Annotated in this window: 9 protein-coding genes; 4 read left to right on the top strand and 5 right to left on the bottom strand. The window is 66.6% G+C overall.

The annotated features are described in order from the left end of the window. Window positions 1-2: 2 nt before the first annotated feature. Entirely contained in the window at window positions 3-1541 is a 1539-nt protein-coding gene (hutH, locus tag AB0N05_RS15620) for a histidine ammonia-lyase (RefSeq protein ID WP_364693409.1), read from the bottom strand. A 100-nt stretch (window positions 1542-1641) separates the two neighbouring features. Here hutH and AB0N05_RS15625 point away from each other — a divergent pair, with 100 nt between their 5' ends. Then, window positions 1642-2451: an IclR family transcriptional regulator gene (locus AB0N05_RS15625; protein WP_364693412.1), complete on the top strand. Its 810-nt coding sequence runs from the start codon at window positions 1642-1644 to the stop codon at window positions 2449-2451. A gap of 518 nt (window positions 2452-2969) precedes the next feature. Here AB0N05_RS15625 and AB0N05_RS15630 read toward each other — a convergent pair. The 3 genes from AB0N05_RS15630 to AB0N05_RS15640 form a co-directional block, all read right to left on the bottom strand. After that, window positions 2970-4226, bottom strand: coding sequence for a serine hydrolase (locus AB0N05_RS15630; RefSeq protein ID WP_364693415.1), 1257 nt, complete (start codon window positions 4224-4226; stop codon window positions 2970-2972). Window positions 4227-4273: 47 nt separating this feature from the next. Next, the gene (locus tag AB0N05_RS15635; RefSeq protein WP_364693418.1) at window positions 4274-5332 is read right to left on the bottom strand and encodes an aminotransferase class V-fold PLP-dependent enzyme; all 1059 of its coding nucleotides are present in this window, start codon (window positions 5330-5332) and stop codon (window positions 4274-4276) included. Window positions 5333-5668: 336 nt separating this feature from the next. After that, the gene (locus AB0N05_RS15640; protein ID WP_364693421.1) at window positions 5669-6337 is read right to left on the bottom strand and encodes a class I SAM-dependent methyltransferase; all 669 of its coding nucleotides are present in this window, start codon (window positions 6335-6337) and stop codon (window positions 5669-5671) included. 117 nt (window positions 6338-6454) lie between these two features. Here AB0N05_RS15640 and AB0N05_RS15645 point away from each other — a divergent pair, with 117 nt between their 5' ends. After that, window positions 6455-7273 carry a DUF1460 domain-containing protein gene (locus AB0N05_RS15645; protein ID WP_364693424.1) on the top strand — a complete coding sequence of 273 codons (819 nt, stop codon included), beginning with the start codon at window positions 6455-6457 and terminating at the stop codon, window positions 7271-7273. Between the two features lie 5 nt (window positions 7274-7278). Here AB0N05_RS15645 and AB0N05_RS15650 read toward each other — a convergent pair whose 3' ends face one another. After that, complete coding sequence (locus AB0N05_RS15650; protein WP_364693427.1) at window positions 7279-9192, bottom strand: DUF6301 family protein; 1914 nt, start codon at window positions 9190-9192, stop codon at window positions 7279-7281. 184 nt (window positions 9193-9376) lie between these two features. Between AB0N05_RS15650 and AB0N05_RS15655 the strand changes: the two genes are divergently transcribed. Together AB0N05_RS15655 and AB0N05_RS15660 are read left to right on the top strand one after the other, a co-directional pair. Further along, complete coding sequence (locus tag AB0N05_RS15655; protein WP_364693430.1) at window positions 9377-9691, top strand: hypothetical protein; 315 nt, start codon at window positions 9377-9379, stop codon at window positions 9689-9691. A gap of 114 nt (window positions 9692-9805) precedes the next feature. Continuing rightward, window positions 9806-13747, top strand: coding sequence for an arabinosyltransferase domain-containing protein (locus AB0N05_RS15660; protein WP_364693433.1), 3942 nt, complete (start codon window positions 9806-9808; stop codon window positions 13745-13747). Window positions 13748-13934: the final 187 nt, after the last annotated feature.

A 13934-nucleotide genomic window follows, 5' to 3' on the forward strand; every position in this document is an offset into this window, starting at 1 on the left:
CGCTAAACCCCCTGAACAAGAAGGTGATTCACCGCTCCGGATCGAATCAGATCGGTCACGGCGGCAATATCCGGTGCCAGATGCCGATCCGGTCCCGGCCCCGGCACCACGCTGCGCACCAGGTCTCGGACCGCGGCGGTCACGGGCGCGGGTTCCAGGGGCGCCCGGAAGTCGAGAGCGCGTGCGGCGGTGAGCAGTTCGATGGCCAGGACCGTGGTCAACCCGTCCACGGACCGGCGCAGCTTGCGTGCGGCCGACCAGCCCATGGACACGTGGTCCTCCTGCATGGCGCTCGAGGGAATCGAGTCCACCGAGGCGGGCACGGCACACCGCTTGAGCTCCGAAACCACTCCCGCCTGCGTGTATTGGGCGATCATATAGCCGGAATCGACGCCCGGATCGGCGGCCAGGAAGGCGGGCAGCCCATGCGAGCGATGCACATCGAGCATGCGGTCCGTACGGCGCTCGGCAATGCTGGCCAGATCCGCGATGGCGATCGCCAGGAAGTCGAGCACATAGCCGACGGGCGCACCGTGGAAGTTGCCATTGGATTCCACCCGACCGTCCGCGAGCACGACGGGATTGTCTATGGCGGAAGCCAATTCGCGTTCGGCGACGGTTTCGGCGTAGGTCAGAGTGTCGCGAGCCGCGCCGTGCACCTGCGGGGCACAGCGCAGCGAGTAGGCATCCTGCACGCGCGGGCAATCCTCGCCACGGTGACTGGCCACGATCTCCGAACCAGCCAGTGCCGCACGCATATTCGCAGCGGAGACGGCCTGTCCCGGATGCGGTCGCAACTCCTGTAGGTCGGCCGCGAACACCCGGTCGGTGCCGAGTTGCGCCTCCACACTCATAGCCGCCGTGAGATCGGCGATATCGAAGAGCCGCTGCAGATCCGCGATGGCCAGCAAGAGCATTCCGAGCATGCCGTCGGTGCCATTGGTGAGCGCGAGCCCCTCCTTCTCGGCCAGCGTGAGCGGGCTCAGCCCGTGTTCGGCCATGGCGGAGACGATCGGATGCGGCCCATCCGGGCCGAGCACCTCCCCCTCCCCCATGAGCGCCAGTGCCACCGCCGCCAGCGGAGCCAAATCCCCCGAGCAGCCCAGCGAACCATATTCCGGCACAACGGGAATCAGCCCGCTGTCCAGCAATTGCGCCAGCGCCTGCGCGGTCTCGGTACGCACACCGGTATGCCCACTCATCAGCGTCCGCAACCGCAACAACATCATGGCCCGCACCACTTCCGGCTCCACCGGCGCGCCCGCCCCCGCCGCATGCGATCGAATCAGCGACCGTTGCAGATCAGTCCGCCGCTCCGGCGGAATATGCCGCAACGCCAACGCCCCGAATCCGGTAGACACCCCATAAACCGGCCGCTCACTATCCGCCAGCTCATCAATATGCCGCCGCACCCGCCCAAGCCGAGCCAGCCCCTCGGCATCAAGCTCCACCCGCGCACCCTCACGAGCCACCGCGACCACATCCGCCAATGTCAATGCCCCCGCACCGACCAGCACCCGCCGAATCCCGATACTCGTCATGCCCGCTGCGTTCCGATTCGCCTCATGGCCACCATTCCAGCCCCTTCGCCCTCCGGTAGCGAGCACCCACGACCGGGTTTCGTCTGGTATTTCAGACAGTATGAGCGGTGACATCCCAGCCCTGCGGCGCGGCCTACGAGTCCTGGACCTACTAGCCCAACGCCCCCACCCGGTCCCCGCCGCAGTCATAGCCCGCGAACTAGACCTCCCCCGCTCATCCACATATCAGCTGCTCAACGAGCTGCGCACGGCCGGATACGTCACCTACCTACCCGCCGAACGCCGCTACGGGCTAGGCATAGCCGCCTTCGAACTGGGCTCCGCCTACCTCCGCCACGACCCCCTCGAACGAGTAGCCGCCCCCCTCCTATGGACCTTGGTAGACGCCGCAGGCGGCACCGGCCACCTAGGCATCCTCCACGGCAACGAATCCCTCTACTTGATCGAACAACGCCCCGCCCGCCCCCAAACCCTGGTCACCGACGTAGGCGTCCGCCTCCCCGCCCACCTGACCGCCACAGGCCGAGCAATGCTCTGCCACCTCGCCCCCACCCATGTCCGGGCCCTCTTCCCCAATCCCGCCGCCTTCCCCATGCGAACCGACCGAGGCCCACGCGACCTTCGAGATCTCCGAAATATCCTGCGAACCGAGAAGACCCGAGGTTGGTCGGTCGAAGACGGGCACGTCACGCCAGGTTTCGCCACCGTCGCAGCGGCCGTCTTCGACCATGGGGCACGACCTATCGCGGCAATCAGCTCGACCCTGCGGCATCACTGTGCGGAGGAAGGGGTCGAATGCGGAGAGACCTGGCCAGAACTGGCCTCCCAGGTCCGTGCGACCGCAGCCACTCTCACTGCCACCATCGGAGGGCGCTCGCCGACTGCGTCGGCGGGGGAAGACAAGAGATAAAGACGAAGACGAGAGATAAAGACAAGGACGCCTGGACAAGAAGAGACAAAACAAGAGAAACAAGACAAGAACAAAGACCAACGAGCAGCTCTGAAGGCCTCCCAAGGCCCCACCGCTGCGCGTCTCAGAGGTAGAACACGTTCAGGAGGGACATTAGGCTGGTCTAACCGGACAAAACCCCGGCTCATGTCCCCCCTCGGCGAAGAGGCTGCGCCGACACGCAACGACACGCCGAGAACCGGCCCCTCGGCCCGGGATTGGAGGGTCTCGAGTCTTGTTCTCGAGTCTTTTCTTCTCTGCTCGTCCAGGCGCTCTTGTCTCTTGTCCCTTTTGTCTTTAGTTCTTTGGTGTTTGGTCTCGGAACGGGACCACAACCTTCCAGCCAGGCTGGGACGAGAGGTGACGGCTCCGGGCTGGGGAGCCAAAGTCGGGTACGGCAGGCGACGCAACCACGCTATATCCGTACTGCCGTGCGCTTCGGACACGAGCTCCCCGAGTCGTGTTTCTAACCGGTGCGGTTAATGAAAGCGATGGCCGAAGGCCGAGCCGTCCGAGTGGGGAACGGCTTCGGAGATTTGAGCGACCAGGTTCCAGGGGCGGTTGATGTCGGCGGTCGCCTTGCCGCTGGTGAGGATTGCTCCGGACAAGGCTCGGGCAGGGTCGGACCAGCCGTATTGGGTGGTGAGACCGCTTCGGCCGAAGTGGGATTCGGTGTAGGGCCCGAACTTCGAGCGGCGGGAACCGAGTTCGTAACCGGCTCGGCTTACTCGGCCCGCTACGCCGGGGATGCGTTTCGCGGGTTGGATCGCCGAGTGGAGAGTGTCCGGGCGCATGATGCGAACGCCGTCCAATTCTCCGCCGCGGGTGAGGATTTCGTAGAAGCGGGAGAGTTCGAAGGCGGTGGTGACCAGGTTTCCGGAGGGGAGTTCGGCGGTGAGGAAGGCGCGGTTCGCGGATTCGGATATCGCGCCGTTCATTCCGCCGCCGAGGGCCTTGCTCGCCAAATAGCTCCAGACGCGGGAGGGGCCCGGGCCCACCTTGACGCTCGGGACGACCAGGTCGACGTCTTCGGGGCGGACGCCGAAGTTGGTCCAGCGGAAGCCGAGTGGGTCCAGGACCTGCTCGGCGAGATGGTCTCGCATGTGTTTGCCGGTAGCCCGCTGTACCAGGAGGCGTTGGATCAACCCGCTGGTCAGCGCGTGATAGACGCGGAATCGGCCCGGTCGCCAGCTCGGCTTCAGATCGGCGAGCGCTCGGGTTGCGACGTCCTCGTCGACCACGAGTTCGTATCCCCGGTACGGCCCGGTCACGAAGGGCACACCTGCCGAATGCGTGAGTACGTCGCCGATGGTGATCGCCGACTTGCCGTTGGCCGCGAATTCCGGAATGTATTCGCACACCGGATCATTCAGCCGAAACGCGCCCTGTTCGATGAGCATGAACATGAGGGCCGCCGAGACGCCCTTGGCCGTGGAGAATCCGCAGAACGGGGTTTCCGTGGTCACCGGGATTCGCGGCGTATCCGGTCCGTCGCCCGGGCCATTGCCCCAGCCGTGGCCGATCGCCCGATTCAGTACGACCTTCCCATTGCGGCGGAGGCAGACCTGGATGGCGGGTGTGGTCCCCAACCGGTACCACGCCCGCACCGACTCCCACACCGATTCGATTCCGGCGCTGGTCAGACCGGCATCCGCCGGATCGTCTTCCGAGCCGATCGTGGTCACCGCGTCCAGATCGGCGGCGACGTTCACCAATGCGATAGCAGGGGCACCCATTGGCCCCAGGGTAGCGACCTTCGGCCAACTACCCGGTTGGTCGCGGGCTATCCGGCCAGCGCGTCGAGGGCTCGGTCGATATCGGCTTCGGTGTTATTGAGGTGGACAGCCAGGCGGAGGCGGCCCGCACGCATCGCGCCGATCACCTTCGCGGCGCGCAAGCGGGCGGCGGCTTCCGGGGCGGCCTCGAAGGAGACGATGGCCGAATTGCCCGGCGCGAGACCGAGCCCCGCGCGGAGGCGGTTGGCCAGGGCCACATTGTGCCGGTGGATGGCCTCGATGCCGACCGACTCCAGGAGTTCGAAGGCTGGAACGTGGCCGATCCAGGAGGGCCAGACCGGGGAGAGGTCGAAGCGGCGGGCATTGTCGGCCTGACGCAGGGGGCCGTCGTAGCAGGTCTGCCACGGGTCGAAGCCCGAGTACCAGCTGGCTCCGATCGGGCGCAGCGAATCGAAGGCCTCGTCGGTGGCTGACAGGAAGGCGGAACCCTTCGGACCGAGCAGGAATTTATAGCCGCCGCAGACCAGCCAATCCGCACCGGTGTCATGCACGGGGAGCCATCCGGCGGCCTGACTCAGATCGAAGAGCACCCGCGCGCCGTGCGCATGCGCCGCGCCGACCACCTCGGGCATATCGAGCACCGAGCCGTCGGCGGATTGCACCACCGAGGCGGCGACCAGCGCATCGCCCGGACGGATGGCATCGGCGAGTTCACGCAGCGGAACCGTGCGGACATTCAGGTCCGGCCGGGCCAGGAACGGCCAGAGCACGGAGTTGAATTCCCCTTCGGGCACAAGCACATTCGCGCCCTCCGGGAGACTCTCCGCGATCAGGCCGACCAGCTGCGAAACCTGAGTACCGATGGCCACATGATCGGCATCCGTCCCGACCAGCCGCCCATAGGCCGCCCGGCTCGTGGCAATAGCCGCATCGACGCCGGGGATATCGAACTCGCCACTCGCCCGCCGCTGATCGGCCGCCGTGACCGCCGCCAGCACCGTCGTCGGCAGCAAACCGCAACTGGCCGTGTTCAAGTAGGTGACGGTCGGCGCGAAAGCGTCTCGCACGGAACTCGGTAACAGCGTGGAACTGGAGAGAGCAGTCATCCCGCCATTGTCCAAGCCCACGGCACCCCCGAAAAGATCCACCGCCCCAAATCTGGCCATAACCGGCAAACCACACCACACCCCCAAACCTGGCCGCGGCCTTCGAATCTCGCCGAGGTCAGATCCAACTGCCACGCGACACCGCCTCCGGCGTCCGAAACCGACCGCAACGACGAGACCAGCGGAGACGGACCGGCCATAGGTTTCAGAGGCGGCGAGGTCGACGAGGCCCTCCTGCCAGTCATAGAGGTCGTTTGGGCGGCGATCGCTGCGGTGAGACGGCGACCGGCAACCTCAAACCTGGCCGCGGCCTTCAGGTCTGGGACATGCCCGGTTTCAGAGGCGGCGGATGTGGGCGAGCCAGGCGGCGAGGTCGACGAGGCCCTCTTGGCCTTTGTAGAGGTCGGATTGGGCGGCGATCGCTGCGGTGACGCGGCCTCGGTAGGTGGTGGGTTGGAGGTCTTCGAGTTCCCAGCCGTCGGTGAAGGATTCGCGGATGATGGTGTCACTGATGCGTGGGCCGAAGCCGGGCTCGCGGTCGGAGAGGGCGAGTATGTGCAGGTGACCGCCGGGTTTGGTGACCGCGTGCAGGCTGCGGACGTAGTCGGCTCGGGCTTCGGGGGCGTCACCGAATACGTGGAAGAGGGCGCTGTCGACGATGGTGTCGAATTCCGGTGGGGTGCCGTCCTCCTCTGTGAGTGCGGCCGAGTGGGCGAGGTCGAGGGCGTCGGCCACGTCGAAGCGGGCCGTGGGGACGCCCTGGGCGGCCGCATTGCGGCGAGCGTATTCGACCGCGCTGGGTGACAGGTCGATGCCGCGCACGTCGTAGCCCAGGCGGGTGAGCAGGATGGTGTGCTCGCCCGCGCCGCTGCCGGGATCGAGGACGCGACCGCGAATCCGACCGGCGCGTTCCAGCTCGAGGATCGCGGATTGCGGCTCGCCGATCACCCAGGGTGCGGTGTCATTGTCATAGACGGAATTCCAGAATTCTGCGGTCTGAGTCATGTCTTCAGGTTCGTCCCTCAACCTCACTCGAGGTCAAGGGTGTGGTCGCGGGGCCACGGCCCGGCTACCGTGGGGGTCGATCTTGTCCGACCGTTAACCCTGCCGGAGGCGTTTCACATGAACACAGCGCGCACCATTGCCCGCGTTCTGCTCGTCATGGTGGCGCTGGTCTGCGGTCTGGCCACGGCATTGCCCGCGGCCGTCGCGACACCGGATTCCGCGAATCTCGATGACACCACCTCGCGAAAGCTGGACGAGCTGCTGGCATTGCGCGCCACGCAGCCGCTCGCGAGCAAGGGCGATCTGATCACATCGCTGTCGAGCCGCTTCCTCGGCACCCCCTACGGCGCGAACATGCTGATCGGCTCCGCCTCGCAGCCCGAACAGCTGGTCATCGACTTCCGCGCGGTCGATTGCTTCACCTACCTCGACTATGTCGAAGCGCTCACCCGATCCACCGACCGGAACCAGTTCGTGGCGAACCTGATCCAGACCCGCTACACCGGCGGCCAGGTCGACTTCACCAAGCGCAAGCACTTCTTCACCGACTGGGCGCAGACCGACCGGGTCGCCGCCACCGATATCACCGCGAGCCTGACCCCCGCTACGGTCACCGTCGGCAAGCAACTCAATGTCAAGCCCGATGGCAGCCGCTACCTTCCGGGGATCCCGGTGGTCGATCGCGCCATCACCTATATTCCGAGCGGCTCGGTCGACCAGAACGTCATCAACCAGCTCCGCCCCGGCGACTACATCGGCGCGTACACCGATGTCGCGGGATTGGATGTCTCGCACGTGGGCATTTTCGTCAATACCGCGAGCGGCCCGGCCTTCCGCAATGCCTCCTCCCTGGCGGCGAACAACCAGGTCGTCGACTCCTCCTTCAGCGATTACGTCCAATCCGTGCCGGGCATAGTCGTTCTGCGCGCGCAGTAGTTCGATTACCTCTCGAAGGCCGATAGGTCGAGGCCCTCACCGCGCACGGTGACCTCGGCGAGCGGCCCGCCATGGGTGCGCACGCCCCAGACGAGCAAGCGGGCGAATTCACGGCAATCCCGAAGTGTCGCCGGAAGCGCGAGATCGATTCGCCAGTTCGGACGCTCGTCATCGGGCGGGGTGAAACCCCACTTGATCATGTATTTCTCGGTGCTGGAACCGAATCGCCAGAGCGGATCCGCGATGCGGTCGCCGAGTTCGCCGTGCAGGCCCTTCGGCTCACGAGTGATCCGCGCGTACTTGTTGCCCTCCGCGCCGACGATCAGGGTCGCGCCGACGGATAGGTCTTCGGCGAGCAGGAAGGACAGATCCTCGACGAGCTGATCCCAGCCGCGGGCCTGCGCGCGATGGGCAATGTGGTTGCGGTCATTGGTGACTCCGCGTTTACGTTCGGCCGGTCCGAGCAGATTCATCTCGACCGACTCTCCGCTCTTCTCCACCCGCAGTGCGAAACCCGGAAACTCCCAGACCGCACCGGAACCGGAACCGGCGGTGCCATACCCGACCGGCGCGCCCCAGACCTCTCGCAGCCCCTCGAGGACCGAGTCGTACGCGATCCGGACCAGCTCCTCTTCGTACGTGTTCTCCTCGCCCGGGTCGAGGTGGCCGACATTGTCACTGACCGCGAATTCGACCCTGCGGAGCGTCTCGCCCTCGAACCAATACGTCGCTTGCGGATCGTCGATCTCCAGATCGGTCCGCATGCGTAGCAAGGACTGCTTGTACAGATCGCCATCGTGCGCCCAGCCGACATCGGCGGCGAATCGCTCCGCGTCAGCCTCGGTCCAGGTCCATTCGAAAGCCATTGCCGCAGTGACGATGCGGATCGCGCCGGGCACATCCACGGCCAGGTCGTCCTCCGGGTCGCTCTCGATCCGAATACCGGATGCCGCGCGTTGCCGGTCCCGACGGGGACCGATGTTCGGGTGTGGCGGGATGCCCAATCCGGAGAGATCGACGGTGTCGGCTGAGCCGTCGATCCACGCGTCCGCCAGCAGTTCGTCCGGTGTCTCGATGCCCAGTGCCTGTAAACCGAAGACGACGATGCCCGCCAATTCGTTGTAGCCGAAGGTGTTCACCGGTTTCGACAGCTGCCGCGACCAGTTGCGGTCCGGCTCCGGCCACATCCAGCCGTCCGCGATCAGCGCGGCCTCGACCTGTGGCCCATACCGGTAGTCGTCTTCGATGAATTCGGCGGCGGCCAGTTCGGCATACAGGCCGCCGTCATCGAAGGCGAATTGCGCGTACCGATTTCCGGGCGCGCTGATGATCAGTTTGGTGCCTTCGGCGCGGTAGCCGTCCAGGAATGCGGCGAGGCTGTCGGTGAACAGCTCCCAGGCGCTGAGCTCGGTGTTCCACGCTGTGCGCCGTGCGTTCTTCTCGGTCCAGTACTGCTGTTCCGCGGGGCTGATCAGCATGAGATCCACTGTTTGGGGGCCGACCACCACTCCGGCGAACAGGTTCGGGAACGCCCAGCACGGTCCCTGCTCCGGTCCGGCCGTGGCCTGCACCGGATCACCCCAGACCCTGTGGAATTCCGCGACGGCTGTATCGAAGGCGGCACGCACGGTATCGGGCGTCTCCGGGTCATGCTCATAGGCCGGGCTGCTGAGGGCGACTCGCACGTACGCGAGCCGCTCATCCCCACACCAGAACATCGCCGATCCCTGCCACACGTCGAGGCCGGTAGAGGCGAACCAACCGCCCTGACCCATATCGGTTCCCGGCTCGAGCCCGCTCCACCCCGCCGCGTCAGCAAACTTCTGGATATCGGCGATATCCCATGTCCAATCGAATCCCGTTGCCACCCCCGCCAACTCGATCGCGCCCGCCAGATCCACCCGCAAGTCGTCACGCACAGCCCGACACTAACGCCACACGCCGACGTGTTCGACCGCAATGTTTCGCGGTGATCATTAGGGGTTTCTCCCCAAACTTTCCCGATGGGTAGCAGGAAGGCTTGGCCGGGCGGGCGATCGCCCCGTACCGTGTCCGGAGGTCGGGAACCGGAACCAAAGCCTCCCAACATCAAGGAGATTCACCATGATCAACGTCCGTACTGCGGCTCTCGTGGGCTTCGCCGCGGCGGCGCTGACCGCTGTCAGCACCGGCTCTGCCAGCGCTGGCAACCCCGCCGACTTCGATTCCCAGGCCATCTCGGTGTGCCAGCAGGTCGGTGGCGAGTACCAGCAGGTGCAGACCGCGATCCAGGGCTACCCGGCTTTCATCAACTGCATCAACGGCTCCGACATCAAGATCGAGCCGATGCCGGCCGGCGCCTACTGCACCATCCTCGGCATGCCGCCGGTGGTCGGCGAGGCCAGCGGCACCGGCGCCTGCAACCAGCTGGGCCGATAACCCTCCTGAGCACGCGAACTCACGACATCGGAGCCGGCGCGGTGGGCCTATGCCCGCCCGCCGGCTCCGTCGTGAGTGGTTGATCGCACCGAACTATGGCTAGCATCGGCGTTCGTGCGTGTTGTTTCGGGGGGATTCTTGCGGATTCGATTGATCGGTCTCATAGCCGGTGTGCTCGGCATACTGCTGGCGGTGCTGACACCGCTGCTGCCGGTGCGGCAGGACCGGACGAGCCTGGATTGGCCGCAGGAGCAGACGGTTCAGGTCACCGCGCCGCTGGTGGATTACGTGCCGCTCAATCTGTATCTGAGCGTGCCGTGCACGGTGCTGCGCGGATTGCCCAGCGGGACCGTGCTGTCCACGATTCCCTCGACAGCGCCCGGCGCGGCCGAAAAGGGCCTGCTGGTGCGGATCACGGACTCCGATGGCGGGCGCACGCTCTCGGTGCTGCTGCGCGATATTCCGCTGCTGACGGCCTCGCTCGCCGATATCACCGGAGTGGCGAAAGCGCCCGAACCAGGCACGACTCCGGCGGGAGTCGGTGCGCCCGGCGCTGATCCGGCCGGTATGGGGCCCGCGGCTGGGAAGACTCCGCCGCCGGGTTCGACGCCGCCGCCCGGATCCACTCCGCCGCCCGGCGCAACTCCCCCGCCCGGATCGACCCCACCACCCGGCGCAACTCCGCCGCCTGGCGCAACTCCGCCACCGGGTTCCACGCCTCCTCCCGGATCGACTCCCCCACCCGGATCGACGCCGCCGCCCGGTTCGACGCCGCCCACCACGGGTGCGGCCCAGGATGGCAGCGCGACCGCGCCCGGTGCGCCACCGGCCTCGGACCCGAATGCGCCACCGGCCACCATTTGCGGAGCGCTGGCCATCCACTCGAATTCCGATACCACCACCGCCGAGCTGACCGGCGTCCTGCGCAGTGACGGCAGCCCGTACCGGACCACGATCACCAAGGACGTGCGCCCGCAGATCGTCGGCATCTACACCGATTTCGACCGCATGCGGCTCGACAATTCGCGCCTGCACGCCGAACTGGATTCGCGCTTCTCCTCCAGCCCGACCCCGCTCAAGCTGGCCGCCATTATCGGCGCGGTGCTGTGCACGCTGATCGCCCTGATCTGCCTGCATTTCATCGACACTCGTGACGGTCGCCGCGCGCGCCGCTTCCTCCCGGCCCGCTGGTGGCGCTTCACCCTCGCCGACGCCGTGGTCATCGGCACGCTGGGCGTCTGGCATGTGATCGGCGCCAACACTTCCGACGACGGCTACATCCTCACCATGGCCCGAGCGTCGAAGGCAGCCGGTTACACAGCCAACTACTACCGCTGGTTCGGCGTCGCGGAGGCCCCCTTCGGCTGGCCATACGAGATCCTGGCCCAGATGACCCGAGTCAGCGAGGCCAGCCTCTGGATGCGCCTACCGTCGCTCCTGGCCGGAGTCCTGTGCTGGTGGGTCATCAGCCGAGAAGTACTACCCCGCCTGGGTTCCCGAGTACGCGGCAGCGCCGCGGCCCTCTGGACAGCGGGCCTGGTCTTCCTAGCCTTCTGGCTCCCCTACAACAACGGCCTCCGCCCCGAACCCCTGATCGCCTTGGGCGCACTCCTGACCTGGTGCTCCATCGAACGCGCCATAGCCACCCGCCGCCTACTCCCAGCCGCCATCGCCGCACTGATCGCGGCCTTCTCCCTGGCAGCGGGCCCCTCCGGCCTGATCTGCCTGGCAGCCCTGATCGCCGGAATGTGGCCGGTACTCAGAACAATCGGCACGCGCGCCCGCGCAGGTTTCGCCGACACCCGCACCCAACCCGGTTCCGGCGGCACCCGGGCGGCAGCCGGTTCCACCACTACCGATGCGGAAGCGGGTTCCGGCGGCTCCCTGGCGGCAGCCGATTCCACTAGTACCGAAGCAGGAGCAGGTTCCGGCGGTTCCAGAGCGGCGTCGGGTTCCGACGGCTCTCGGTCCGGAGTTGATTCCGCCCGCACTCATGCCGAAGCCGGTTCCGGGCGTGCGGGAAGGCTGTTGAGCTACGGCGCGATGCTGGCGCCGATTGTGGCCGCGGGCGTGCTTGTGCTGGTTGTGGTGTTCGCGGATCAGACGCTGGCGACGGTGCTCGAGGCTGTGCGGGTGCGGAAGGTTATCGGGCCGGATTACTCGTGGTTCGAGGAGATCGTTCGGTGGCAGACCTTGTTGTCGCAGAATCCGGATGGGTCGCTGGCTCGGCGGTTCGGTGTGATCGGGATGCTGTTGTGCCTGGGCGTGTGCGTGCTGGTGGCGCTGCGTAAGGGTGGGCGGATTCCGGATACCGCGCGCGGGCCGGTGGCTCGGGTGCTTGCCATTGTGTTCATGTCGCTGTTGCTGATGATGTTCACGCCTACCAAGTGGACGCATCATTTCGGTGTGTACGCGGGGCTGGCGGGGGCGTTGGCGGCGGTGACCGCGGTTGCGGTGGGCAGCAATGCGATTCGGGCTCGGTACAACCGTTCGCTGTTCGCGGCGGGGGTGCTGTTCCTGCTGGGCGTGACCTTCGCGGGGACGAATGGTTGGTGGTATGTGTCCGGCTACGGGGTGCCGTGGGCCGCGCATGCGCCGACGCTGGCCGGGGCGGGGTTCTCGACGCTGTTCCTGGTGCTGGCGGTGCTGTGCCTGGCGGTGGCGGCTCGGCAGTACTATCTCGAGCGGTATCACCCGACCGGAAATGCCACTGGCGCACGGGCTTTCGACTGGATTGCCATGCGGCCGCTGACCGTGGCCGCGGCCGCGCTGGTGCTGTTCGAATTGGCGTCGATGATCACGGCCGCCGTCTCCCAGCACCCGGCCTATTCGGTTGCCTCGTCGAATCTGCGCACTCTGCAAGGTAAGCCGTGCGCGCTGGCGGATGACGTTCTGGTGGAGACGAATACGGCGGACTCGCTACTACAGCCCTACACCGGCTCGGCTGCCGACGGTCTCTCCGCCGAGAACACCGGCTTCACCGCCAATGGTGTCGGCAGTCTGATCCCTGAACCCGGGGATGTGCCCGGTGGCGGAAACGGCCCGTCCGGTCCGCCGCCCAGCGGTGGATCCGGCGGCGGTCCCGGTGGCGGCCCCGGCGGCCCGAGTGGTCCCAGCGGGAATACTCAGCCCGGAATCAATGGCAGCACAGTGGCATTGCCGTTCGGCCTGGATCCGGCTCGTACACCCGTACTGGGCAGCAGCACGGGCGGCTCACAGCCGCCCGGCCAGCCCGGTGGCCAGCAGGGCGGACAACAACCCGGCGGACAACAGCCGGGCGGTCAGCAGCCGGGCGGCCAGCCGGTCAGCCAGCAGCAGCCGGGACACCTGACCACGCAGTGGTACAAGCTGGATCCGGCTGCGGTGCAGCAGGATTCCACTTACAAGGTGCTGGTGCTGACCGTGGCGGGCAAGATCGCCGCCGTGGACGATGACGGCAAGAAGGTCGAAGGCCAGCAGCTGAAGCTGGAATTCGCCCATCGCGCCGACGACGGCACCATCCAGGCCCTCGGCGATCTGGTGCCCCCGAATGTCGGCGGCGCTCCCGCCTGGCGCAACCTGCCGATCGGCCTGGATCGAATTCCCCGCGGCACCAATGCGATTCGCCTGGTCGCCAAGACCGACGACCCGACCGGCAAGCAGTGGCTGGCCGTCACCCCACCTCGCCTCCCGCGCCTGGACACCCTCAATACCGTGGTGGGCAGCACGGACCCGGTCCTGACGGACTTCCATGTGGGCCTGGCCTTCCCGTGCCAGCACCCCCTCGACACCACCGACGGCGTAGCCCAGCTCCCCAGCTGGCGCATCACCCCGGACAAGCTCAATTCCCAGGTCTCCGAAACTTGGCAGAATGACGCCAATGGCGGCCCCCTCGGCTGGATCACCCTCCTCACCCAGTCCCACCCAGTCCCCACCTATCTCAACCATGACTGGACCCGGGACTGGGGCGAACTCCAACGCCTGACCCCTTACACCGAGGCCCCCGCGGCCGCCGTCAAGGTGCAGGTCGAAGACCGCTGGGGCATGAGCAAGGACTCCCCCATCAAGCTCCGCTGATCCGAGACGTTCAAGGTCCACCGACCGAGACCGTCCCGGACCCACTCACCGAATGCGCTGGGGCGCACCACCAACAGGTGGTGCGCCCCAGCGCATTTCAGCAAGAAGCATGCAGGGTGCACCGGCGGCCGAGGCGTTGCGCCGACTTCACCTGTATTCCAAGCACTTCGCCCACGTAATCGAATGC

Origin of the sequence: Nocardia sp. NPDC051030 (assembly GCF_040683015.1) — a bacterium.
GTDB lineage: Bacteria > Actinomycetota > Actinomycetes > Mycobacteriales > Mycobacteriaceae > Nocardia.

Coding starts and splice junctions, on each gene's coding strand:
- AB0N05_RS15625 (WP_364693412.1), top strand. CDS start 1,642: ATGAGCGGTGACATCCCAGCCCTGCGGCGCGGCCTACGAGTCCTGGAC.
- AB0N05_RS15645 (WP_364693424.1), top strand. CDS start 6,455: ATGAACACAGCGCGCACCATTGCCCGCGTTCTGCTCGTCATGGTGGCG.
- AB0N05_RS15635 (WP_364693418.1), bottom strand. CDS start 5,332: ATGACTGCTCTCTCCAGTTCCACGCTGTTACCGAGTTCCGTGCGAGAC.
- AB0N05_RS15655 (WP_364693430.1), top strand. CDS start 9,377: ATGATCAACGTCCGTACTGCGGCTCTCGTGGGCTTCGCCGCGGCGGCG.
- hutH (WP_364693409.1), bottom strand. CDS start 1,541: ATGACGAGTATCGGGATTCGGCGGGTGCTGGTCGGTGCGGGGGCATTG.
- AB0N05_RS15630 (WP_364693415.1), bottom strand. CDS start 4,226: ATGGGTGCCCCTGCTATCGCATTGGTGAACGTCGCCGCCGATCTGGAC.
- AB0N05_RS15640 (WP_364693421.1), bottom strand. CDS start 6,337: ATGACTCAGACCGCAGAATTCTGGAATTCCGTCTATGACAATGACACC.